20 protein-coding genes and 1 other annotated feature are annotated in these 22,596 nt (G+C 37.2%); of the genes, 14 read left to right on the top strand and 6 right to left on the bottom strand.

Translation table 11 applies throughout. From position 1 onward, the window contains the following. Window positions 1-298: 298 nt before the first annotated feature. The gene (locus FC37_RS03600; protein ID WP_025006022.1) at window positions 299-1,147 is read right to left on the bottom strand and encodes an SEC10/PgrA surface exclusion domain-containing protein; all 849 of its coding nucleotides are present in this window, start codon (window positions 1,145-1,147) and stop codon (window positions 299-301) included. A 661-nt stretch (window positions 1,148-1,808) separates the two neighbouring features. Between FC37_RS03600 and FC37_RS03595 the strand changes: the two genes are divergently transcribed. The 4 genes from FC37_RS03595 to FC37_RS10475 all read left to right on the top strand — a co-directional run bounded on the left by FC37_RS03595 (window position 1,809) and on the right by FC37_RS10475 (window position 5,285). Then, entirely contained in the window at window positions 1,809-3,146 is a 1,338-nt protein-coding gene (locus FC37_RS03595; RefSeq protein WP_025006021.1) for a family 4 glycosyl hydrolase, read from the top strand. A 122-nt stretch (window positions 3,147-3,268) separates the two neighbouring features. Continuing rightward, window positions 3,269-4,042 carry a MurR/RpiR family transcriptional regulator gene (locus FC37_RS03590; RefSeq protein ID WP_025006020.1) on the top strand — a complete coding sequence of 258 codons (774 nt, stop codon included), beginning with the start codon at window positions 3,269-3,271 and terminating at the stop codon, window positions 4,040-4,042. A gap of 11 nt (window positions 4,043-4,053) precedes the next feature. Further along, window positions 4,054-5,058: an asparaginase gene (locus FC37_RS03585; protein ID WP_025006019.1), complete on the top strand. Its 1,005-nt coding sequence runs from the start codon at window positions 4,054-4,056 to the stop codon at window positions 5,056-5,058. 89 nt (window positions 5,059-5,147) lie between these two features. Continuing rightward, window positions 5,148-5,285, top strand: coding sequence for a hypothetical protein (locus tag FC37_RS10475; protein ID WP_087236253.1), 138 nt, complete (start codon window positions 5,148-5,150; stop codon window positions 5,283-5,285). Between the two features lie 140 nt (window positions 5,286-5,425). Here the strand turns inward: FC37_RS10475 and FC37_RS03580 are convergent, their stop codons facing one another. Continuing rightward, window positions 5,426-8,071, bottom strand: a complete 2,646-nt coding sequence (locus FC37_RS03580) for a calcium-translocating P-type ATPase, PMCA-type (protein WP_056945492.1) — start codon at window positions 8,069-8,071, stop codon at window positions 5,426-5,428. 369 nt (window positions 8,072-8,440) lie between these two features. After that, entirely contained in the window at window positions 8,441-9,109 is a 669-nt protein-coding gene (locus FC37_RS03575) for a hypothetical protein (RefSeq protein ID WP_025006018.1), read from the bottom strand. Window positions 9,110-9,197: 88 nt separating this feature from the next. Between FC37_RS03575 and FC37_RS03570 the strand changes: the two genes are divergently transcribed. The 3 genes from FC37_RS03570 to FC37_RS03560 all read left to right on the top strand — a co-directional run bounded on the left by FC37_RS03570 (window position 9,198) and on the right by FC37_RS03560 (window position 13,174). Continuing rightward, window positions 9,198-10,469, top strand: coding sequence for a TcaA 3rd/4th domain-containing protein (locus FC37_RS03570; protein WP_025006017.1), 1,272 nt, complete (start codon window positions 9,198-9,200; stop codon window positions 10,467-10,469). Between the two features lie 144 nt (window positions 10,470-10,613). Further along, window positions 10,614-11,363, top strand: coding sequence for an ABC transporter ATP-binding protein (locus FC37_RS03565; RefSeq protein WP_056945490.1), 750 nt, complete (start codon window positions 10,614-10,616; stop codon window positions 11,361-11,363). Between the two features lie 11 nt (window positions 11,364-11,374). Next, window positions 11,375-13,174 carry an FtsX-like permease family protein gene (locus FC37_RS03560; protein WP_025006016.1) on the top strand — a complete coding sequence of 600 codons (1,800 nt, stop codon included), beginning with the start codon at window positions 11,375-11,377 and terminating at the stop codon, window positions 13,172-13,174. 414 nt (window positions 13,175-13,588) lie between these two features. Here FC37_RS03560 and FC37_RS03555 read toward each other — a convergent pair whose 3' ends face one another. Next, complete coding sequence (locus FC37_RS03555) at window positions 13,589-14,239, bottom strand: histidine phosphatase family protein (RefSeq protein ID WP_025006015.1); 651 nt, start codon at window positions 14,237-14,239, stop codon at window positions 13,589-13,591. Between the two features lie 60 nt (window positions 14,240-14,299). After that, window positions 14,300-14,986 carry a matrixin family metalloprotease gene (locus tag FC37_RS03550; RefSeq protein WP_025006014.1) on the bottom strand — a complete coding sequence of 229 codons (687 nt, stop codon included), beginning with the start codon at window positions 14,984-14,986 and terminating at the stop codon, window positions 14,300-14,302. A 169-nt stretch (window positions 14,987-15,155) separates the two neighbouring features. Here FC37_RS03550 and helD point away from each other — a divergent pair, with 169 nt between their 5' ends. The 5 genes from helD (at window position 15,156) to FC37_RS03525 (ending at window position 20,443) form a co-directional block, all read left to right on the top strand. Further along, a complete protein-coding gene (gene helD / locus FC37_RS03545; RefSeq protein WP_025006013.1) occupies window positions 15,156-17,462 on the top strand; it encodes an RNA polymerase recycling motor HelD in 2,307 nt (768 codons plus the stop codon). A gap of 54 nt (window positions 17,463-17,516) precedes the next feature. Beyond that, window positions 17,517-17,748, top strand: a binding site (T-box leader). A 154-nt stretch (window positions 17,749-17,902) separates the two neighbouring features. Continuing rightward, on the top strand, window positions 17,903-18,550 hold the full coding sequence (locus FC37_RS03540; protein ID WP_025006012.1) for an amino acid ABC transporter permease: 648 nt from the start codon (window positions 17,903-17,905) through the stop codon (window positions 18,548-18,550). Window positions 18,551-18,565: 15 nt separating this feature from the next. Continuing rightward, window positions 18,566-19,186 carry an amino acid ABC transporter ATP-binding protein gene (locus FC37_RS03535; RefSeq protein ID WP_025006011.1) on the top strand — a complete coding sequence of 207 codons (621 nt, stop codon included), beginning with the start codon at window positions 18,566-18,568 and terminating at the stop codon, window positions 19,184-19,186. A 4-nt stretch (window positions 19,187-19,190) separates the two neighbouring features. Next, complete coding sequence (locus FC37_RS03530) at window positions 19,191-19,994, top strand: amino acid ABC transporter substrate-binding protein (protein ID WP_025006010.1); 804 nt, start codon at window positions 19,191-19,193, stop codon at window positions 19,992-19,994. 2 nt (window positions 19,995-19,996) lie between these two features. Continuing rightward, window positions 19,997-20,443 carry a GNAT family N-acetyltransferase gene (locus FC37_RS03525; RefSeq protein ID WP_025006009.1) on the top strand — a complete coding sequence of 149 codons (447 nt, stop codon included), beginning with the start codon at window positions 19,997-19,999 and terminating at the stop codon, window positions 20,441-20,443. On the opposite strand, the gene FC37_RS03520 is transcribed toward FC37_RS03525, so the two are convergent. Further along, window positions 20,440-21,000, bottom strand: coding sequence for an SGNH/GDSL hydrolase family protein (locus tag FC37_RS03520; protein WP_025006008.1), 561 nt, complete (start codon window positions 20,998-21,000; stop codon window positions 20,440-20,442). The two genes, FC37_RS03525 and FC37_RS03520, sit on opposite strands and share 4 nt — an antisense overlap. 61 nt (window positions 21,001-21,061) lie before the next feature. Here FC37_RS03520 and coaA point away from each other — a divergent pair, with 61 nt between their 5' ends. After that, a complete protein-coding gene (gene coaA, locus FC37_RS03515) occupies window positions 21,062-21,976 on the top strand; it encodes a type I pantothenate kinase (RefSeq protein WP_025006007.1) in 915 nt (304 codons plus the stop codon). Between the two features lie 35 nt (window positions 21,977-22,011). Then, the gene (gene efp, locus FC37_RS03510; RefSeq protein WP_025006006.1) at window positions 22,012-22,584 is read left to right on the top strand and encodes an elongation factor P; all 573 of its coding nucleotides are present in this window, start codon (window positions 22,012-22,014) and stop codon (window positions 22,582-22,584) included. Window positions 22,585-22,596: the final 12 nt, after the last annotated feature.

Here is a 22,596-nt window from a genome sequence, read left to right as displayed (position 1 = left end):
AAAAAAATTTTTATAAAATAAAAAAACAAAAACTAGAATTTAAAACTTATAATTGCTGAAGGTGCTTGAAACGTTGATATAACAACATTCTTACCGAAAATACGATGAGAATAGGCTTTTAAGTACTTACTTTTAATTATTAATCTTGCCTAATATAGAACACAAAAAGGTCAAATTGTCTGAAAACCAGAGCAATTTGGCCTTTTTAAGTAAATTAAAAGAGTTCAAACAGGTGACTAAACCTTTTTAAACTCTTGGATTAGGAAACTTTATTAAGTTTTAAACTACAACGTCGATATTAACGATTAAATTTCTTGTAGTTTTGGATGTAACGCTTAGCAACGCCCATCATGTGAACACTAATCTTGCTTGAATCGCCTCTTAAACCACTGAAGCTAATGCCAAAGTATTTAGTCTTAGCATCGTAGTGCTTAGTACGACAACCAAGCAAGTCGCCAGCGTGTTCCCATTCAGTGTATCTTGAAGAATCATTCATTTGACTGTATGAGCCATAGAAACCACCGAAAAGCATTTGCTTAACGTTGAAGTGAATTTGGTTCTTCAATGCTGACATGGTACGCATATTAGTGTGGTAAGTTGAAGAAATAGGTAAGGCTGCTTCGTCTTCGTAGACTTGACTTACTCTTGAGTTAAGACCAGAAGCCTTAGCTGCACGCTTGATACCAGGTACATAGTGGTCTGCATCCCAACAAGACTTGTTGTGTGAGTAGTATTGTTCAGCTACACGATCTGCAAAGTGCAAAGCACCAGCCTTGTAAGTCCAAGACTTCTTGCCAAGTTGATGACGAGCAGAGTTAATCAAGCTTAAAGTGTACTTGCTCAATTCAACCTTTTGGCTGTGGCTTAAGTTAGTTACGTTAACTAAAGTATCGTCAGAACCAGCACCACTGTATGTGTTTTCTATCATGCCTTTCTTTGAGGCATTGATTAAAGCCTTGCTTGCTCTACCAGTTTGGTTCCATTTAATAATGGCACTCTTAGTATAACCAGAAGGCAAAGTAATAGAAGCAGCTTCAACAGTTGAATTTGCTGCAGTCTCTACATTATTGTTTAAAGCGGTAATAGTGCCACCAGCTAAAGCAGCGGCAATACTAATGATTGATAAAAGTTTAACATTATTTCTCATTTTCCTAATTCCCTATTTATTAAAAAGTTATTCTCTATCAAAAATTCCCAAAAATATGAAAATTCAAAGCTCAAGAAGTAGTCAATTTCTTGAGTTCCGCTATAAGTCTCTTAAAGTGATAAGACTAACAGGAATAAAACCAAAGTCTATATGTGAAAAAATTTAATAACAAAAGACAATAATATATATGGAGGGGATAGCACTAGAAACGCTGGTAGCATGCTGCTTGAGGGCGATGAGGATATTAAGTTGCACACTTATTAAATAATGTAAAAAAGTTTTTAAAAAATAAGAATATATAATTTTTTATATTAATATAGTAGTATTTTTTAAAAGAGTAAATGCCATTATATCGGGGATTAAAGGCAATTTTGTTTAAATAGTGCAGGTTTATATAGTAGAAAAATAAAAATTGATATTTTTTAAGCTTATTATGATAACAAGTACATATAAGATATAATTTTATGAAAAATATATTGGTATAGCAATGCAAAGATTGAAATATATTTCGAGATCTAAAATGAGTTCCAAGCGCTGAAACAAAGTCTGAAGCCATTGAAAACGGATACATTTAGCAAAAATGATGGTATAAATATAACCGTAAGGTAAATGAAACGGAAAACATATCAGAGATAAAAACTTATCAAAGGAGATTTTAGATATGAACGGTAAGAAATATTCAGTAGTTATTGCCGGTGGTGGTAGTACATTTACACCAGGATTTGTACTTGACTTAATCAAGAGCCAAGACAAGTTCCCAATGAGACAATTGAAGTTCTACGATAACGATGCAGAACGTCAAAAGAAGATTGGTGAAGCTGTTAAGATCATCATGAAGGAAAGAGCTCCACAAATTAAGTTCTCATACACCACTGATCCTAAGGAAGCCTTTACTGACGTAGACTTTGTAATGGGTTCAATTCGTGTTGGTAAATACCACATGAGAAGTTTAGATGAAAAGATTCCATTAAAATATGGTGTAAATGGTCAGGAAACTACAGGACCCGGAGGTATGGCTTATGGTCTTCGTTCAATTCCTGCAATTTTGCAAATTATTGATTGGATGCAAGAATATTCACCAAACGCTTGGATGATCAACTACTCCAACACTATTGCGATTGTTGCTGAAGCATGTCGTCGTCTTCGTCCAGGTGCAAAGGTTATCAACATCTGTGATATGCCAATTGATGACATGGACAGAATGGCTGCTATCTGCGGTTTGAACAGCTGGCACGACATTGACTTCAACTACTACGGCTTGAACCACTTCGGCTGGTGGAAAGAAGTTAGAAACAAGAAGACCGGCGAAGACTTAATGCCTAAGCTTAAGGAATACGTTAAGGATCACGGTTACTGGGTAGGCGGCGACTACGACAAGGATACTGAAGCTTCATGGGAAGCTACCTTTAAGAAGGTTGCCGATGACTACAAGATGGATCCAGAAACCTTGCCAAACAACTACATGCAATACTACTACTTCCCACAATATGAAGTAGCAAACGCCGATCCAAAGCACACTCGTACTGATGAAATTCGTGAACACCGTCAAAAGATTGTCTTCGGTGAATGTGAAAGAATCGTTAAGGCAGGTACTGCTAAGAATAATATTTGGGACATTTCAGGGTTGCACTCAGAATATATCGTAGATATTATTCACGCTATTGCCTACAACACTCACGAGAAGTTCTTAGCTAACTGCGAAAACAACGGTGCTATTTCAAACATGGATCCAGATTCAATCGTTGAAGTTCCAGCATTGTTTGGTGCTGATGGTATTCAACCAATGGCAACTGGTAAGGCTGGCCGCTTCCAAAGAGGTTTGATGATGGAACAACAAACCTGTGAAAAATTGGTTGTTGATGCTTATGTAGAGCACTCATACCAAAAGATGCTCCAAGCCTTTGCTTTGAACAAGACTGTTCCAGATGCATCTGTAGCCAAGAAGATCTTGGATGACATGATTCCAGTTAACGCTCCATATTGGCCAGAACTTAAATAACAATTTTAAAAGTCATAACAAATAAGAAAAAGGTAACTATTCTATAATTGAATAGCTACCTTTTTTGTGCTGATCATGATATTCTGAACTTGATATAAAGTTATGGCAGAAAGGACATAGAGATGGATTTAGAAACAGTAGTAATGAAGAAAAAAGAAAGCTTCAATGATACTGATAAGGCAATAGTCAGTTATTTGCTCAAGTATCCCAAGGAAGCTAGTAAGTTGAGCTTAATGGAATTAGCGCAGAAATTATATGTTTCTAAATCTGCTATTTTTCGTTTGAGTAAAAAATTAGGCTTGAGCGGTTTTAGTGAACTTAAATTTGAATTGTCTGAATTGATTGCGAGAAAAGAGCAATATGCTAAGCATGCACAAGAATTGCAATTTGACGATAATCTGCAGAAAATAATCAATGACACCTTTAAATATTTTAAGGGATTGAATTTGCATAACTTATGTGCGGATTTAGATCAAGCAGGAACTATCTATATTTATTCGACGGGATGGCAACAGCAGATTATTGCGGAGTATTTGGCTCATTCTTTTTACTTAATAGGTAAAAACGCGATTATTTTACCAGGTGCGCGTGATGAAGTTTCAATGCTGGGTCAAGCTGCCAAAGAAAATGATATGTTGTTTGTAATTTCATTTGGTGGTTTTAATAAGACAATTATTGAGGAATTGAAGAAAATCGATGTTATTAATAATAAGTTAAAGCTAGTTTCTTTAACAAGCTGGCAGCCGGGAAAATTAGCTTCTCTTAGTGATTACAGCTTCTTTTTCAAGACTACGCCATTTCAGTTTAGTAAAAAGGTCGTGACTTTCAGTTCAGCCTATGTTCTAATTGATCTAATCATTAATGAATATGCAAAACGGCGTAAATTGCAAAGGTAGAGGAAATAAAGATGGAAAAAAAGAAGTTATTATTGCTTTCAACTGGTGGGACGATTGCATCAGTTGCATCTAATGCAGGGTTAGTACCTAAAGAAACTGGCGAAGAATTGATTAAAATGCTGGGTAAATTACCGTATGATATCGACGTTCACGATATTTTGCAGCTCGACTCTTCTAATATTCAACCAGAAGAATGGAAATTTATTGCGGAAAATATTTATAAATATCGTAATGACTATGATGGAATCGTGGTTTCACACGGTACCGATACAATGGCTTATACTGCTTCAATGTTAACCTTTATGTTGAAGAATATTAATATTCCAGTGGTTTTAACTGGAAGCCAGGTACCTATCAATGTTGTCTTAAGTGATGCCCACGATAATTTGCGTTTAGCTTTTGCGGCAGCAGCTACTTGTCCACCTGATATTTATTTAGCCTTCCATAATAAAATTATGTTGGGCTGCAGAGCCGTTAAGGTTAGAACGACTAACTTTGATGCTTTTGAAAGTGTTAACGTTCCGCCTGTTGCAACCGTTTCTTCAGATGGCTTGGTCTTCAATCCGGATTATACACCTAAGAAAAAAACGGGTGAAACTTGCTTGAATACCAAGATTGACTCTAATGTTTCTTTAGTTAAATTATTCCCAGGCTTTGATCCTGATTTACTTTTTGCGATGGTAGATAGTGGCTGCCAAGGAATTGTTATTGAAGCCTATGGTTTAGGTGGGATGAACTTTATTCGCCGTAACATGGTGGCCGCAATTGGTAAGTTGATCAGACAGGGCATCCCTGTAATTGCCAGCAGCCAATGTTTATATGAACGTAGTGACCTAACTAAGTATGAAGTAGGACGCGAAGCCTTGCTAGAAGGTGCGATCAGTGCGTGCGACATGACTTCTGAGAGTGCCATTACCAAGTTGATGTGGGCACTAGGCCAGGACATGAACGTCCATGAAGTGGCAGATTTCTTTAATACAGATGTGGCCGGGGAAGTAACTCTTAAGACTAACTAAAGAATGTTACAATTTAGTTAAATGTAAGCGCAGACAATACTAATAGATCGATACTTTTTGTATAATATAGCCAAAAGGAGTGCACACATATGAAAAGTAAACTATTAGAAAAAGTCTGGCTTACTTTAGCGGCATTAGGAATTGGGGTATCTCTTTTTGCTAATAATTCAAATCAGCTGATTGAGTCTAATGCGCAAACATTTTCTAGTGCAATCGTTAAAAAGTAAACTATGAAAAGACTAAGCAAGTCTTAAAGCTGCGTAAAGAACATGAGCGTTTAACGCCAGAGCAAGACAGCTTACTTAAAGATATTGAAGAATTAAATTAAGCGTATGAAAAAAGGATCCTGCATGAGGATCCTTTATTTTTATTCTTCAATTAATTGGTTTTTGTTTGAATTAGTTCTTAGCTTCTTAAATCCTTTGAAAATTTCAACTTGTACAATTGAAAGCAAGGATAAGGTGATGACAACTAACCATTGACCAGCTGAAAGATTAGTAATGTAGAATACTTTTCGTAAAGTTGGAACAAATAGGATCAAGCCCATGAAAAATGCGGAAACAATGAATGAAATTACCAACCACATATTCATACCGGTAGCTCTCTTCCAGATAGGATCGGTGTTAGAGTGCTGGTTAAAGGCTCTCAACATTTGTGATAAAGCCAATACGCTGAAGGCCATTGTTTGACCAGTGATTGGATTATCAATGCTTGCACCAATAAAGTAAGCAATTAAAGTCATCAGCGCAACGAAGATTCCCTGAGTAATCACGCGCCACACAAGATCTTTTTCAAAAAGAGTACCTGGATTTACGGGCTTATGTTTCATAATGTTTTTGCTTGCAGGGTCAACGCCTAAAGCAAGAGCAGGTAGAGTAGCAGTGGCTAAGTTTACCCACAGGATATGCACAGCTAATAATGGTGCATCCCAGTTAAATAATGTCGCAACAAACAAAGTAGTAATTTCAGCAATATTACCAACTAACAAGAATTGGATTACTTTTTGAATGTTACGGTAAACGCGACGACCTTCTTTGATTGCGTAAGCAATAGTAGTAAAACTGTCATCTAAAAGTACCATATCAGCCACGTCTTTGGCTACGTCGGTACCGGTAACACCCATGGCTATACCGATATCGGCAGCCTTTAAAGCAGGTGAGTCGTTAACACCATCACCAGTCATTGCCGTTACTTCACCGTTACGCTTCAAGCTTTGAATAATTCTTAACTTATCGGTAGGTGAAACGCGGGCAAAGACAGTCGTCTTTTTAACCGCTTGATCAAGTTCGTCGTCAGACATTTGATCAAGTTCAATGCCAGATATAGCCAAGTCACCGTTTTGGTAAATATTAAGCTTCTTAGCAATAGCTAAAGCAGTAATCTTGTGGTCACCAGTAATCATAATGGTTCTAATGCCGGCCTGACGACAAGTCTTAACCGATTCCGCCACTTCTTCACGAGGTGGGTCGATCATACCGCCGATACCAATGAAAGTTAAATTATTTTCTAAATCGGTTCCTTCACTTGGTAAGTTATCCACAACTCTTGTGGCAAAACCTAGTACGCGTAATACCTCGTTAGACATGTTTTGCATCAAGTTCAAGATTCGTTTTTTATCATTAGTCGTAATTGGACGAACGCCATTATCAGTCATGATGTGATTACATAACGGTAACATTTCGTCTACTGCACCCTTAGTAAAGGAAACATATTGACCATTAATTTCATGCAAGGTGGTCATTCGTTTTCTATCTGAATCAAATGGTTGTTCAAATAGACGTGGGTGAACCTTTTTTAATTCTGTTTGGTTGAAGCCTAATTTTTTAGCAAAAGGAATCAAAGCAACCTCGGTAGGATCACCGCTCGCCTCGTTATCCTTCAAGCTGGCGTCGTTACAAAGGGCACCAGCATAGGCTAACGCTTGGTAAACCTTATTAGGTTTAATATCTTTAACATCAATTTCATTGAAGTCGCCAGCAGCTGTTTTAGTAACTGTCATCTTATTTAAAGTTAAAGTACCGGTTTTATCGGAACAAATGACAGTAGCGTTACCCAAGGTTTCCACAGCTGGTAATTTCTTAATCAAAGTATTCTTTTTTACCATGCGCTTAACGCCAAGGGCCATCACAATTGTAGCTGTGGCAGGCAAACCTTCAGGAATAATGGAGATTGCTAACGAAATAGCGATTAAAAATTGGGGTAAAAGCGGTTTTTGGTACATTGCACCAATGATAAATACCAAGATGCAGACAAAAATACCAATGATTGTTAAAACTTTACCAACGCTAGTTAATTTACGTTTTAATGGCGTTTCAATTTCAGTTTGATCTTCTAGCATGCCGGCAATGGCACCCATTTCGGTGTTCATACCTGTAGTGGTCACGACACCTAGTCCGCGTCCGTAGGTAACAATTGAAGAGCTGAAAGCCATATTGATGCGGTCACCAAGGCTGCAGTCTTTAGCCAAAACAGTATCTGCATCTTTTTCCACAGGTACGGATTCACCTGTGAGGGATGCTTCCTGAATCTTTAGGTTGGCGGATTCGAGAAGACGCATGTCTGCTGGAACCATGTCACCGTCGTGCAAGTTGACAATATCACCGACTACTAATTCTTTAGCGGGGATTAGTTGCTCCTTGCCGGCGCGAATAACATGAGCCATGGGAGCACTCATATCCCGCAAAGCAGCTAAGGATGATTGAGCTTTCTTTTCCTGCACAATACCAATAATAGTATTGATGACCACGATCATAGCAATGATGATCGCTTCAGTATATTCATGAAAAAGAGCTGAAAAGAAGGCTGCGCCGATTAGAATCATGATCATTGGATCAATGATTTGCTCTTTGATCATTTGCAAGGTGGTTTTAGGAGGCCTAGCAGCAAGTTCGTTTAAACCATCTTTTTGACGTATTCGAACTGCGTCATCGCTTAAGCCAGCTTCTGATGTATTTGTCTCTGTTAGTACCTCAGACTGAGTAACAGCCCAAGGCTTTTGTATGTGATTATCCATAAAGGACATATCACTCCTTTCGTCAAAAATAAAATAGAGAATGGCCTTTAACAAAGCCATTCCCCATTTGAGAAACTTCTTCAGTTTTCATTTGTGTATTGGCAGCGTCATTGGCGCCTCTCAATATATAAATCGTTATAATAAATAATATCAGCAAGGTGACGCGATGTCAATAAGCGATAAATATCATTTTTTGGTTATCATTAGTAAAGAAAAAGTTGATTTTTTTAATCAAAAAATAAGGTGTATGATGATTGCACGGGTGTATTGATGGGGGAGTATGTACAGCCCGTTTTCTAGTAGTCGGATAATGTGATCTTTAATGACTACACTTTCTTGAATTAAAATAGCAAGGTTACGTATACCTTGCTATTTTTTGTGGAAAAGTTTGGTAAACCAATTCTGTTTTGCAGGCTTAATTTGTTCATGTTTTTCAGCAGGTTTATCCACAGATTTTACACTAGAGAAATGCTTAACCTTTTTCAAATTAGTGTGTAAATGATGCTTTTCGACTTTTTTAGTCTGATGATCTTTAAGTTTAATATGCGGTTTAGTATTTTTGACACGGGTATGAAATTGACTAGAGGTTTGAGCCTCCATAGCGATGTCGGGGCGAATGTAATATAAATCCTGACCATCATAGCTATTGATTAAAAAGACTAGAATGTCATGAACGTCGCAAACGCAGCGCCAGGCCTGCTTTTTATCAGGTTCGATTTTGCTATCGTGGATCGCTGCATTCCCCATCCGGCGGACTTCATCGAATAAATCCATAATGCTTAAAGGATAATCGAGTTCCCCGCGTAAATAATGCGTGTCATTGCGCAAATTGCGATATTCACCGTCTGGCACATGATAATAAGCATTCAGATTCTCTAGTTTGAAGATTTTCTTAGTAAGTGTTTCAAGCAAAAGGCGAGAGTTGCTGATGACGTCACGATAATCATCGATTGTGTATAACTTGTGAATCTTTTCAGCAGTAGAGTATTCCTCGTTAAATGTTGGACTATTTTTGACAAAATTGAAGTTAATTTCCATAATTTTTCCTCACAAAAATGAAGATAGTTGCTATTTTGGCTCAACCTGTTAATCTAAATTAAAAGTATTAATTTGGTGGGTTTTAAGTATGAAAAAACGTAAAACTATTTGGTTATTTGGAATTATTGTGATTTTAGTTGGCGGATTAATTACCGCCGGCAATTTTTATTATACAAAAGATCGGCAGATTAGCCGCATTGTTGCCAACTTAAAAGACCCTAAGACAGGGATGGCGCAATATGTGGTTGCTTCAACTCCTGATATGAAGGTAACCGATGATAGTTTAAAACCGTTGCAGAATTATTTTAAGAATCATGCAGCGGCTGCGAAAAAATTAGATTCTAACTTACGTCATGATCGTGACAATGGTGAGATTCAATTAGTTGAAGCTGGCCGCTATTTCTTATTTTTCAGTAAATATAAGTTGCGAGTGCAGTGCTATCGTCCACAGGTTCAAACCAACCATGCCAATTCGGCTTTGTTTGTTAACGGGGAAGATTACGGCAAAATGAATGGCGACAATCAGAATTACTATCAAGATTTAGGATTAGTTTTCCCTGGTCGTTACCATATTTTGGTTAAATCCAAGGTTAACAATAGAAAGTTAGATGCTGACTCAATTGTAAATATTTGGTCAAATAAGACGGTAGATATGAAAATTAAAACCGCCACTTTCCAAATTCGCAGCGTTCCTAATGGCGTAGTTTATATCAATGATCACAAAGCAGCCACTCTTAATAAAAAAGGCCACTATACATTTAAGGATTATCCGCTTGCTAAGAGAATGGAAATTTTTGTTAAAAGCAAGGTTGATGGTCAAACCATTAAATCTGAAAATGTGACAGATTTATCACAATCAATCAGTTCGGAATTTAGCGATAGCGAAGACGATGTAACTGATTATGATGGTGCAGCAGATTACCAAGGCAATGGTGAAAAAGATGTTTACCAAGATGCTGAAGGTGATTATATTGTTAACCCAATTTGGCCAGGTTTAATTAAAGTTGAAGATGCTGCGAGAATGCTATATACCAACTTTAAAAAGCCGATGGTAACCAATTTTGAAAATGATAAAGAAAACGCCGATTATAAGAAGATTGAGCAACAAATCAAGAAGTGGAAAAAGGATAAGAAACTTAAGAAGTTCAATGTTGAAGTCAAAGTCTTATCTGTTTTGCCAGGTAAGCGCAATTATAGCAAGATTGATTATGAAGTAACTTTTGTTAAAAAGTACAAGGATAAGAGCAAAAAGACAGAAAAACTGTTATACCGGGATGCAATTTTACATCTAGTAAACGGTCATCAAGAGATTCAAACATTAGGAAAATGTAAATTAATCAAAACAAAAACTAGCAACTAAATGTTGATAGATCAAGGTTCTTCACGCGTTAAGACGTGAAGAACTATTTTTTTACGCAAAAATAGATTGACAGAAGGCTAATATCATATTAGTGTATTAATTGAATAATACAGTAAAACAAATTGGGGAGAAAGAGGTATAAAAATGAACGAAATTCTTGTGGTTGACAACGTCACCAAAACTTACGGTAAAAAAGGCGAAAAACAATACCAAGCTTTGAAGGGCATCAATTTTAAGATTGCCGCAGGTGAATTTGTAGCAATCATGGGTGCTTCTGGCTCTGGTAAGACTACTTTACTTAACATTCTTTCAACTTTAGATAAACCAACTACGGGGCAAGTTTTCATTAATAAGCATGATGTTAGCACTTTGAATACTAATCAGATGGCTGACTTCCGTAGCAAAGAAATAGGTTTTATTTTCCAAGACTTTAATTTGCTAGAAAATTTGTCTAATCGAGAAAATATTGCATTACCACTTAGTTTGCGTGGATTATCAGCACGCAGAATTAATCCACTTGTGGATAGAATTGCAGCAAAATTAGGAATTAAAGAAATTTTGAATAAGTACCCTGCAGAAATTTCAGGGGGACAAAAGCAGAGAGTAGCGGCTGCACGTGCCTTGGTTCACGAACCATCAATCTTACTGGCCGATGAACCAACCGGTGCGCTTGATTCTAAGAGTGCAAGAGAATTACTAAACACGATGGAAAACTTAAACAAGCATGACGGCGTAACAACTTTGATGGTTACCCACGATCCATTTTCAGCAAGTTTTGCTAATCACATTTTATTCATCAAAGACGGTAAAATCGGTGAACAAATGATTAAAGGTGAAAAATCTAGAACAGACTTCTACCATGAATTGATTGCTCACTTGGGTACTGAGGAATAGGAGAAAGGAAAATGATTTGGAAATTATCTTTAACCGGGATTAAAAGCCGGCTCAAAGACTACACGGTCCTGTTTTCAGGATTGGTAGTTGCAAGTACAATCTTTTATATGTTCTTATCCTTGGCAATTAACCCAGGCTTCATGAGTAAAGATGTTAATGCACCAGGACAATACTTAAGCTTCATCTTTGGCTTCGGGATTGTCTTACTCGCAATTATTACTTTCGTTTACTTGGTTTATGCGAATTCATTTTTGCTCAGCATGCGCCAGCACGACTATGGCATGTTCATGATGCTAGGGGCAAAAAGTTCTAAGCTTGGTTTGCTGATTTTCTGTGAAACCTTGTTAACAGGGATTTTGGCAGCTATTTTAGGAATTATTGTTGGCTTGGGTTTAACTGCTCTTGTGTCTAAATTATTGATTAGCAGTTTAGACTTACATATTACGCACTTTCAGATAATTTTGCCTAATGCAATTTTATGGACATTGATTTTCTTTGTAGTTGTATTCTTTTTAGCAGCGTTGAGAAATGTGCATAAACTTGTGCGTAGTAAAGTGATTGACTTGCTTCATGAGAATCAAAAGCCAATTAAGATCAGCCGCAAGAACGGCTTGCGCGTGGTTGAAGCTATCTTAGGTCTTTTGCTTTTAGTAGCAGGCTATTACATTATGGGGATGCCCGCTAATGCTATTTTCTTCATCATTCCAGCAGCATTAGTAACTATCGTGGCAGGCTCATACTTCACTTTTGATTCATTTTTCACTCTCATCATCAATCTTTTGCTCAAGAAAAAAGGCTTCGCTTACCGCGGTATTCGCGTTTTTACTCTTGGACAACTAAAATTCAGAATTCGTGATTACACACGTATTCTTTCCGTTATCTCACTACTTTTCGCTTTAGCTCTTGGTGCGATTACTGTTGGTCTTAACTTCAATTCATTGAAGAACCAAGCAGTAGTCAGCGACTACTATGATGCACAGATTGTGCAAAATACACCAGCTGTGCAAAAAAATGTGGACAAGTTAGATATTAAATCTAAGGCTACTTACCACTACGTTGAAACTAAGAAAGAACTATTCTTTAACAAGGCTGATTTCGACAAAAAGCCATTTAAATATATTAAATTTAGTCAACACGGTAATGATTTCCCGACTTATACACCAACTGTAGCCAAGACCAAAGATTTGGTTACTCCTGGTAATTCTGCTAATACTCGTTTGAGCATGATGCTACTTAATGGCACTAAAAAGATTGAACTAGTTTCTCCAGCTAAATTTAATACTATTCAAGGACAAAAGAAGTTTATAACTTTAATTAGAGTTAAGGATTTTGTTAAAGACTATCCAACTTTAACGAAGATTGAAAAGCTTCAAATGACTTCACCTATGATTAGTAGAGTGTTGAGCAACACTAAGCCATTTACTTATCAAGTAGTGCTTGGCTTTGCCAGCGGCTTCGAATTCATGGGTTTCTTCCTAGGAATCGCGTTCCTAACCATGCTCGCTTCAACTTTGATGTTCAAAGTTTTAAGCGGCGCCGCCAGCGACAAAGTACGTTACGAAATGCTCTACAAGATTGGGACTAGGGAAAAGATGCTTAGAAAATCAATTAGAAATGAAATTGGGGTGCTATTCGCTTTACCTGGAGCACTAGGTATCATCGATGTTCTCTTCGGTTTGAGATTGTTCAAGGCATTATTACCTAAGCCATACATGGGCATCTGGCTACCATTCTTAATTTTCATCGTACTTTACTTCATTTACTACATTGTGACTGTAAAATTATACGAGAATATAGTGCTGAAAAAGTAGAATCTTAGGCTTAAATCAGTACTCGTTAATAAGCTAGGTATACGAAAAAGCTGTCAAAATGACAGCTTTTTTAATATGCATATTTGAAAACTTACTTTCTACACCCGGTTAACTGTTGGCGATCATGTAACAATCATTGCTCCAGCAAACTATTTAACGAATGCCATTAAGACAATTGGTTATGAAAAAGTTACTGGAACCAAAACAGATGTTAGCTTCATGTCAATAGGTATCTTGCTTGGTGCTATCGTAATTACGATTCACAAGATCCCACTTACTCTTGGTGGCGGTAGTGGTGCATTGTTCGCTGGTCTGTACTTTGGCTAGCTGCAACAAAAGCACCCGATCCTGATATAGCGTTCATTAAAAAGAGAAGCCTAGATCAAGTTGATCTAAGCTTCTTTTTGTATATGCTCATAAATGCATTTTGTTCCAAATAGGGATCTTGATGTCGCCTTTATCGCTCATGGTCATCACGGTAATTGAGGCATTCTTTGGACCGGGTACAAGAGGGATGTTATCGCCGTAACGGTACCACAAGCTTCTAATAGTAAAGCCATGGGTAACCAACAAGATGTTTTCAGCTCCATCAAGTTCACTGATCATCTTTAAACCATTTTCCATGCGAGACCAATATTCTTCAGCATCTTCTGCTTGGTGGTATGGGTCAGCCTCTTTGATCCAATCTTTAATGGTATCGATACTTTCATGTTTAAACATTTCTTGTCTAGTAGCGTAGCCGTGACTGCCACCGATCATGCGCCAAGCCATTTCAGAATCCATTCCTTCAAAATAGCCATAGAATTGTTCTCTGAAAAATGGACTGGCAATATGCTGCAATTCATCTTTGTTAACGTTGTATTTCATGATTGTTTCGCAGGTGTCGCTAGCTCTTTTTAAATCACTAGATAAGGCAATGTCAAAAGAAACGTCGTGCAATGCCTTGCCAGCTTCTTCGGCACCTTCAATTCCTGCAGTAGTTAGTGGGGTATCACACCAACCTTGCATCTTGTTATAACGATTGATATAAGTTTGACCATGACGGACAATATAGATTCTTTTCATAATTTTCTCCTCATCAAAAAACTCCTCTTTATTTTAGAAAAAAGAGAGGAGTAATTAAAGTTAATTGTTTTCGTGGTAGATTTTTCTCAATTTTTTGATATCTTGTGGCTGAATGGTGTAAATTGATCCTTTAGGATACATGACTGAAACGCTGTTGGTGTGATTTAAACCAATCGCATGTCCTAGTTCATGTTCAGCGGTGTTGATAATTCGATTATTGCTGTAACCGTACCACTCATTTTGCAAGTAATAGCGGTTGAGATGAACATCTGCCTTTAATAAATGTCCAGTTGCTGGATTATAAGTTGTAGCCGTTTCACCAGCAGCATTTGTGTCGCTATCATCCACAATGCTGATAACGATTTGTGCCTTCTTTTTATTACTAATTTGGTGAAAAGTGAAGGCTCCGGTTCGATTCCAAGCATTCATGGCATCGATTGCAGCCGAACGTAACTGTAAGTTATTTTTGACATCTACGTAAACATTTGCTTTCGGTTTTGACCATGTCCGGTTTTCAAAGGTATCATCATCTTTTGCTTTATCAGTTCTGGTAGAAGTGTCTTTATCGCCTAATTTAGGCGGGGTAGTGGTTCCATTTTTTAATAATTGCTGAATGCGATAATTTAATGTAGTCAGAGAATCTTGCGTTGCCATGCGCATGTTAGAATCATTTTTATAAGACCAAACGGCAAAGGCGAGTACTGCAAGCAAGAAAATATTTCTGATGATTCTAAAAAACGTTCTCATAATTTTCAACTCCAATGTTGAAATTATAATCTTCAAATCTTAAGTTTTCATCTATTTTTACTTGTATTTTGCCTATGAGCGTGCAGACTACTATAAAAGCGCTACTCATGATAAAAAAGCGCTACTCATGATAAAATAGAATGCGAGTTTTTAAAGAAAAGGTGATTAAATGACCACAGCAAAAAATGAAAATAGTGAAGAAGCACTTGAACAAAAACACCTTGATAATATTATGAAACAAATCAAGGAACGTGAAAAATCTTTAAAAAAGTCAATTAAATCCGCTGAAGGCGAAGCTAGAAATCTTAATTCACACTTCTTTGATGATGTTAAGTTGGATTATGATGGTTACTCGACTTCAATGGAAACCGCCTTGTCGATTCATCAACAGCAGCAATTATTAAGTGAACGCGAACATGCTTGGCAGCATTCAGCTAAGCAATTGGATACCGTTGAAAGGCTGGAAAAACGGCCATATTTTGCTCGAGTTGATTTTAAAGAGCAAGGGGAAAAGAAGCCTGAAACTATTTATATTGGTTTGGGATCTTTTGCAGATAAAGACGATCACTTTTTGATTTATGACTGGCGTGCGCCTATTTCTTCAATTTATTACGATGGTAAGTTAGGTGAAGTATCTTATAATTCGCCAGAAGGCAAAATTACCGTTGATATGACTAAGAAACGCCAATTCATGATTGAAGATGGCAAGATTGTCAACATGTTTGACACCAATGAGTCAATCGGTGACCAAATGCTTTTAGAGGTTTTATCTGAAAAATCATCAACTCAGATGAAATCAATCGTAACTACGATTCAACAAGAACAAAATAAGATTATTAGAAATACTAGTGCTGACTTGCTTTTCGTTCAAGGTGCTGCAGGTTCTGGTAAAACTAGTGCAATTTTGCAAAGAATTGCATTCCTGCTTTATCGTTACCGTGGTAATTTGACTTCTAGTGATGTTATCATGTTCAGTCCTAACCAATTGTTTAATGACTATATTAAGAATGTTTTGCCTGAAATGGGTGAACAAAATATGGTACAGATGACTTACTGGCAATTTGTTGCCCGCCGGCTTCCAGGGATGAATGTGGAAAACCTGTTTAAACAATTTGAAGATCAAAATGCGGATACTAATATTAGTAAATTTAAGGATTCGGTTAACTTCTTTAATTTGGTAACACGTTATGCAAAGCATTTAAATAAACGCGGTGTAGTCTTTAAGAATATTTATTTCCGTGACAAGAAGAAGCCTTACTTTGATAAGGAAAAGATCAAGGAAATCTATTACTCATATAACGAGAATTACAATTTGGCTAACCGCATTGATGCAACGCGTGAAGAATTGATTAAGATGCTTAATCGCAAGATCGCGCCAGAAGCTAGAAAAGCTTGGGTTGCTCGCACCATTGAAGGGATGAGTCAATCTGAGTTAAATGAATTGTACGATCGACCTGATCAAGAATTTGAATCAGAAGCTAAGGAAGAGGCATTCTTAGGCAGAAAGATTGTGCTTAAGGCATTGAAGGGCGTGCACAAGCGTATTTTGCACAATCACTTTATCAATATGCGTGCGCAATACTTAAGCTTCTTGCGTGCTGTGCCTAAGATGGTTGATTTAGCTAAGTGGAATATCGATGAAGAAGACTGGATGCATCATATTGATGAAGTTAAGGAAAATTTCAAGAAGCATGATATTGCAATCACTGATGTTTCTGCTTATCTTTACTTGTATGATTTAATTACTGGTCGTAGAACTAATTATGAAATGCGGTATGCTTTCATCGACGAAATTCAAGATTATACGCCATTCCAATTGGCCTACCTTAAATATAATTTCCCACGTGCCAAATTCACGATGCTCGGTGATTTGAATCAGGCTATTTTTACTAAGGATGAAAGCCGCAGTTTGCTTAAGCAGATTTCAGGTTTATTTGATCCAGAAAAAACCGATGTGGTCCAACTTACTAAGTCATATCGTTCAACTAAGCAACTGACTAACTTTACCAAGCAGATTTTGCGTCAAGGTGAAAAGATCGAAGCCTTTAACCGTCAAGGTCCAAAGCCTGTGATTTGGGGTAGAGATGGCGATGAACAGGCAATTGATGTTTTAGTCGATATTTTACGTGATAATGAAAAGCGCAAGATGACTACTGCTATCATTACGAAGGATTTGGCTGGTGCTAAATTTGTCCATGAAAAGTTGAGCGAAAAAGGTGAAAAATCCACTTTGATTGCGACGGCTAACCAGCGTTTAGTTGATGGCACCTTGGTTATTCCATCATATTTGGCTAAAGGACTAGAGTTTGATGCTGTAGTTATGTGGGGCGCAAATAAAAAGAATTATCATCAATTAGATGAAACGCAACTTGTTTACACGATTACATCTCGTGCTATGTACAAGTTAGACGTGATTTACACTGGTGAAAAGAGTCCGCTTTTAGATGTGGATCCAGTTACTTATGAAGAAAAGTAATTAATAAATAATTGACAAATACTAATTAATCTTATAAGATTTATAGCAATATTAAAAACAACTTAGAACAGAAGCAGTAAGGCTAGCTGCGGTAATAGAGAGTTTCTGATGGTGGAAATGAAACACGAGCTAATCCGAAGTCACATCTGTGAGTTGATTTTCTGAATTGAGTAGGAAGACCCGGGATAGCCCGTTATAGCTAAAGGTTGATTATTAACTTATTGAGGCAGGTTATGTGAATAGCCTGTGAATATGAGGTGGAATCGCGATTTCATTCGCCCTCGTAGCCAATTGGCTATGGGGGCTTTTTTTTTTAAGATAATCAACCTAGTGAGGCATTTTGCGTGAGCAGATGCGAAGATGAGGTGGAAACACGATCAGTTCGTCCTCTTAGGTTAGTCCTAAGAGGGCTTTTTTATTAGAAAAATGCAGGTGAGGATATGTCATTAAAATATATTGGAGAAATTTTACCAGCCCTTTTTAACGGCGCAACGATGACGCTTAGTATTTTCTTTTGGACTATTATTTTGGCAACGCCGCTCGGAATCTTGGTTTCACTTGGAGAAATGAGCAAAATTAAGCCAATTAAATGGCTAGTTAATTTTTACGTTTGGATTATGCGGGGGACACCACTATTATTGCAATTGATTTTTGTATTTTATGGTTTACCAATTATCCATATTGTATTTCCACGTTATCAGGCAGCGCTTCTTGCCTTTGTGTTAAATTATGCTGCATATTTTGCGGAAATCTTCCGGGGCGGTTTTCAATCAATTGATAAAGGACAATTTGAAGCCGCAAAAGTGTTACGCTTGAATCGCTGGCAAACAATGACCCAGATTGTCATTCCCCAGGTAATCAAAATTGTTTTACCTTCAATTGGTAACGAAGTGATCAACTTGGTTAAGGACTCATCACTTGTTTACGTAATCGGCTTAGGCGATTTACTTCGAGCAGGTAATGTAGCAATGGCGCGTGATGTAACGCTGATACCATTAGTTTTAGTTGGCGTGATTTATCTACTTTTGATTAGTATTTGTGCTTTTGTTTTGAAAAAGTTGGAAAAGTACTTCTCTTATTACAGATAGTGGTAGGTGGATTAAATGTTAGAAGTAAAAAACTTATACAAAGAATTTAATAATCGACCAATTTTGAAAGATATCTCTTTTACTCTAAAAGATGGTGAAATCATGACCATTGTTGGTCCATCTGGTGCAGGGAAAACCACGCTTCTTAGAATTATTGCCGGTCTTGAAACCAAGGATAGCGGCGAAATTTTAATTGATAGTCAAGCTTATGATTCAGGTAAAGTTGGCGTGGTATTTCAGGATTATAATCTTTTCCCTAACTTGAATGTGTTGCAAAATATTACCCTGGCACCGACGATGGTACTTAAGGAGAGCAAGGAAGAAGCCAATAAGAAGGCTTATGAATTGCTTAATCGTTTGCAAATGAATGGCCGTGAGAAGCAATATCCTTATGAATTGTCTGGTGGTCAAAAGCAGCGTGTCGCCATTGCACGGGCATTGGCAATGAAGCCACGCATTCTCTGTTATGATGAACCAACATCAGCGCTTGATCCTAATTTGCGCAAAGAGGTTGAGAAGATGATCTTAGGTCTGAAAAAATCCGGGTTAACGCAATTAATTATTACGCACGACTTGCAGTTTGCAGAGAATGTGGCAGATCAGATGTTAAAGGTTCAACCATTAAGTGAGGGATAAGCTCATGAAAAAATGGATAATAGCAATTATTGGAGTTCTAGTGCTGACTTTAACTGGGTGCGCTAAGTCCAATAATGCTGATACGTGGCAAACAATGGAAAAGAATAAGCAAGTGGTCATCGGTTTAGATGATAGCTTTGTGCCAATGGGATTTGAGAAGAAAAATGGCCAACTTACAGGTTACGATATTGATTTAGCAAGAGCCGTTTTTAAGGAGTATGGCATTAAAGTTAGTTTTCAAACGATCGACTGGTCGATGAACGTAACGGAACTGCGCAACGGCACTATTGATTTGATTTGGAACGGCTACAGTATTACGCCTGAGCGCAAGAAGAAGGTGGCTTTTAGTCGTCCATATTTGCGTAATCGTCAAGTTTTGGTTGTAAAGAAAAATAGCGGCATCGATAATTTTGCGCAAATGAAAAAGTATGAATTGGGGATGCAAACTGGTTCAACCGCGGAGCAGTGGTATGAGACTAAGCAGAATGTCTTGCATGCTAAAAAAACAATTTTGTACGATACAATTTCTAATTCATTCTTAGATTTAAATTCAGGTCGTATCCAAGGAATCTTGCTTGATGAAGTTTACGCCGATTACTACATTGCACACATGGCTAAGAGTAGCGAGTATAAGGTGATACAAAATGACCGTGTACCGATGGATCTGTTTGCGGTCGGGATGCGTAAAGATGATAAGACTTTGCAAAAAAAGCTCAACGAGGGCTTGGCTAGATTGCAGAAAAATGGTAAGTTAAGACAAATTAATGAGAAATGGTTTGGTAAAGATAGTAATTATTTAGGAAAGTAACGATGAATAATAATTTTTCTTTTAAAAAGATTGATGAAATGACGAGCAGAGAAATGTTTGCCGTAGCTCGCCTGCGTAATGAAACTTTTGTAGCAGAACAAAAAATTACATTGCCAGATTTAGATGATCAAGATTTAACAGCAGTTCAAGTTTTTTTGCTAAATGAAAAACAGACGGATGCCCTTGCAACATGTCGTCTGTTTGTGGAAAAAGATAAATGGATGCTGGGCCGCGTTGCAGTTTCAAAGAAAAGTCGCGGCCAAAGCTTAGGTAAGAAAATGCTGCTAGCTGTGCATAATTACTTAAAAGAGCAAAATGCCTCAGCCTTGTATTGTCATGCTCAAATGCATGTTAAGCCATTCTATGAAAAATTAGGTTATCAAACATGCGGCGAGCCATTTGATGAAGGCGGCGTTGAGCATATTATGATGAAGAAGAGCTTGAGTTAATCAAGTTCTTTTTTGATTGCTGGCATAATTTGGTTAACTAAAAATTCGTTGCCTTTGTCTGTTAGATGCTGTCCATCTTTTTGATAGTATGTCGAAATGGCCTTGAGCTTTCTAAAGGCGGGTAAGATATCCACAAATTGTACACTGTGCTTTTCTGCAACCTTTTTAGCAATGCCGTTGAAAAGATCTAATCTTTCATCTCCGTAAAATTGGTTAATTTCACTGTTGGTAGGATCAGGATAACAGAGGCCAACAACTATGGCTTTGCCTACTTGGGTGAGAACTTCATTTAGATTGCGCTCATAACTTTCTGGGCGAATTCCCCAACCTGTTGCGGCATCATTATTACCGTATTCAACTACAACTAAATCTCTTTTTTGAGGAATTAAATGCAAATAATCTAGTGCTTCAACGGTAGTGGCACCACTTTTAGAGATGTTTTCCACCTGTGCATAATCTTTTAGCTCTTTTTGAAATAGATTAGTAACTAAATCTGTGTCTTGACCATCGCGAAAGCCGTTAAAGATAGAATCACCGAATAAAATTATTTTTTTCATAATTTAATGCCTTTCAATTATAATAAGTAAGTGTATGTAAAAGAAAAAATGGATAATAGCAATGAGAAATTATACGAGTTTTGAAAGAAATGAATGGGCTAAACTAGCTCCAAAAAATAAAGTAAATATTACTAAAGAAGAATTAACACAAATCAAGTCACTAGGCGATGTAGTCGATTTGACCGATGTGCATGAAATTTATACTAGCCTAATTAGCTATCTACATTTAGTTTATCAGGATAAACAACAAGCGCGCCAAGCTCAGATTAGATTTTTGCATAAATCTTTTGAACCAGCACCGTTTATCATCGGTATTTCAGGTTCGGTAGCTGTAGGAAAGTCGACTACGGCGCGTCTTTTGCAGCTACTTTTGCAAAGAACTTATCCCAATCTCAAAGTACATTTAATGACCACGGATGGTTTTATTTATCCAAATAAAGAATTGGAGCGTAAGGGATTAATGTCACGCAAGGGATTCCCTGAAAGCTATAATATGGCCTTATTAAGTGACTTTTTGTGGGATGTTTTAAGTGGTAAAAAGGATATTGTTTACCCACTTTATTCACAAGAATTGAGCGATATTGTTCCTGGAAAATATGGTCATGTTAAGAACCCAGATATTTTAATTATTGAAGGGATCAATACTCTGCAACTACCGGAAAGTGGACAAGTTGTGACTAGTGACTTTTTTGATTTTTCAATTTATATCGATGCGGAAGAAGATTTAATTGAAAAATGGTATATGCAACGATTCCAAAAAGTATTGAAATTGAATAAAAACAAGCCTGATAATTTTTATTATCAAATGGCTAATGGACCGCTAGATCAAGCGATGCAGTTTGCCGAAGAAGTATGGCAAATGGTCAATTTAGTAAACCTTCGTGAATACATTGCTCCAACTAAAGAACGTGCAAGCCTAATTTTGCATAAGACTGATGGACATTTAATTGACAAGATTTATTTGAGACATATTTAGTTTGTTATAATCTATGTGTAGATAAGGAGAATTTTATGCAAGCAATTAATTTGAAAAAAGGCATGATTTTTAGTCAAGATGGTAAGTTAATTAAGGTTTTAAAGGCTAACCACCATAAGCCAGGTAAGGGTAACACCGTTATGCAAATGGATTTGCGTGACGTTAAGAGCGGTGCTGTTGTCCACAAGACTATGCGTCCAACTGAAAAAGTAGATTTAGTTGATATCACTAAGAGAACTGCACAATACCTCTATGGTGAAGGCGATGTTTATACCTTTATGGATACTGAAACTTATGATCAATACGAAGTTTCTGCTGACCAATTAGGTGATGATGTTAAGTTTTTAATGCCTAACATCATGGTAGATATGGAATTCACTGGTGACAACAAGATTATCGGTATTGAATTGCCATCAACTGTTGAAATGACTGTTAAGGAAACTCAACCAGAAATTAAGGGTGCTACTGTTGCTGGTGGTGGTAAGCCAGCCACAATGGAAACAGGCCTGGTTGTTCAAGTTCCTGACTTCATTAAGGAAGGCGAGAAGTTGATTATCGGTACTGAAAATGGTGATTACAAGTCACGTGCCGACAGTCAACCGAGATAAAAATAGGCAGAA

The sequence above is a fragment of the Lactobacillus gallinarum DSM 10532 = JCM 2011 genome, assembly GCF_001434975.1.
Classification (GTDB): domain Bacteria; phylum Bacillota; class Bacilli; order Lactobacillales; family Lactobacillaceae; genus Lactobacillus; species Lactobacillus gallinarum.
This window is presented reverse-complemented; position numbering and strand designations above follow the sequence as displayed.

Excerpts from the sequence above, each read along its gene's own strand:
- FC37_RS03600 (WP_025006022.1), bottom strand. The coding sequence starts at position 1,147 with ATGAGAAATAATGTTAAACTTTTATCAATCATTAGTATTGCCGCTGCT.
- FC37_RS03595 (WP_025006021.1), top strand. The coding sequence starts at position 1,809 with ATGAACGGTAAGAAATATTCAGTAGTTATTGCCGGTGGTGGTAGTACA.
- FC37_RS03590 (WP_025006020.1), top strand. The coding sequence starts at position 3,269 with ATGGATTTAGAAACAGTAGTAATGAAGAAAAAAGAAAGCTTCAATGAT.
- FC37_RS03585 (WP_025006019.1), top strand. The coding sequence starts at position 4,054 with ATGGAAAAAAAGAAGTTATTATTGCTTTCAACTGGTGGGACGATTGCA.
- FC37_RS10475 (WP_087236253.1), top strand. The coding sequence starts at position 5,148 with ATGAAAAGTAAACTATTAGAAAAAGTCTGGCTTACTTTAGCGGCATTA.
- FC37_RS03580 (WP_056945492.1), bottom strand. The coding sequence starts at position 8,071 with ATGGATAATCACATACAAAAGCCTTGGGCTGTTACTCAGTCTGAGGTA.
- FC37_RS03575 (WP_025006018.1), bottom strand. The coding sequence starts at position 9,109 with ATGGAAATTAACTTCAATTTTGTCAAAAATAGTCCAACATTTAACGAG.
- FC37_RS03570 (WP_025006017.1), top strand. The coding sequence starts at position 9,198 with ATGAAAAAACGTAAAACTATTTGGTTATTTGGAATTATTGTGATTTTA.
- FC37_RS03565 (WP_056945490.1), top strand. The coding sequence starts at position 10,614 with ATGAACGAAATTCTTGTGGTTGACAACGTCACCAAAACTTACGGTAAA.
- FC37_RS03560 (WP_025006016.1), top strand. The coding sequence starts at position 11,375 with ATGATTTGGAAATTATCTTTAACCGGGATTAAAAGCCGGCTCAAAGAC.
- FC37_RS03555 (WP_025006015.1), bottom strand. The coding sequence starts at position 14,239 with ATGAAAAGAATCTATATTGTCCGTCATGGTCAAACTTATATCAATCGT.
- FC37_RS03550 (WP_025006014.1), bottom strand. The coding sequence starts at position 14,986 with ATGAGAACGTTTTTTAGAATCATCAGAAATATTTTCTTGCTTGCAGTA.
- helD (WP_025006013.1), top strand. The coding sequence starts at position 15,156 with ATGACCACAGCAAAAAATGAAAATAGTGAAGAAGCACTTGAACAAAAA.
- FC37_RS03540 (WP_025006012.1), top strand. The coding sequence starts at position 17,903 with ATGTCATTAAAATATATTGGAGAAATTTTACCAGCCCTTTTTAACGGC.
- FC37_RS03535 (WP_025006011.1), top strand. The coding sequence starts at position 18,566 with ATGTTAGAAGTAAAAAACTTATACAAAGAATTTAATAATCGACCAATT.
- FC37_RS03530 (WP_025006010.1), top strand. The coding sequence starts at position 19,191 with ATGAAAAAATGGATAATAGCAATTATTGGAGTTCTAGTGCTGACTTTA.
- FC37_RS03525 (WP_025006009.1), top strand. The coding sequence starts at position 19,997 with ATGAATAATAATTTTTCTTTTAAAAAGATTGATGAAATGACGAGCAGA.
- FC37_RS03520 (WP_025006008.1), bottom strand. The coding sequence starts at position 21,000 with ATGAAAAAAATAATTTTATTCGGTGATTCTATCTTTAACGGCTTTCGC.
- coaA (WP_025006007.1), top strand. The coding sequence starts at position 21,062 with ATGAGAAATTATACGAGTTTTGAAAGAAATGAATGGGCTAAACTAGCT.
- efp (WP_025006006.1), top strand. The coding sequence starts at position 22,012 with ATGCAAGCAATTAATTTGAAAAAAGGCATGATTTTTAGTCAAGATGGT.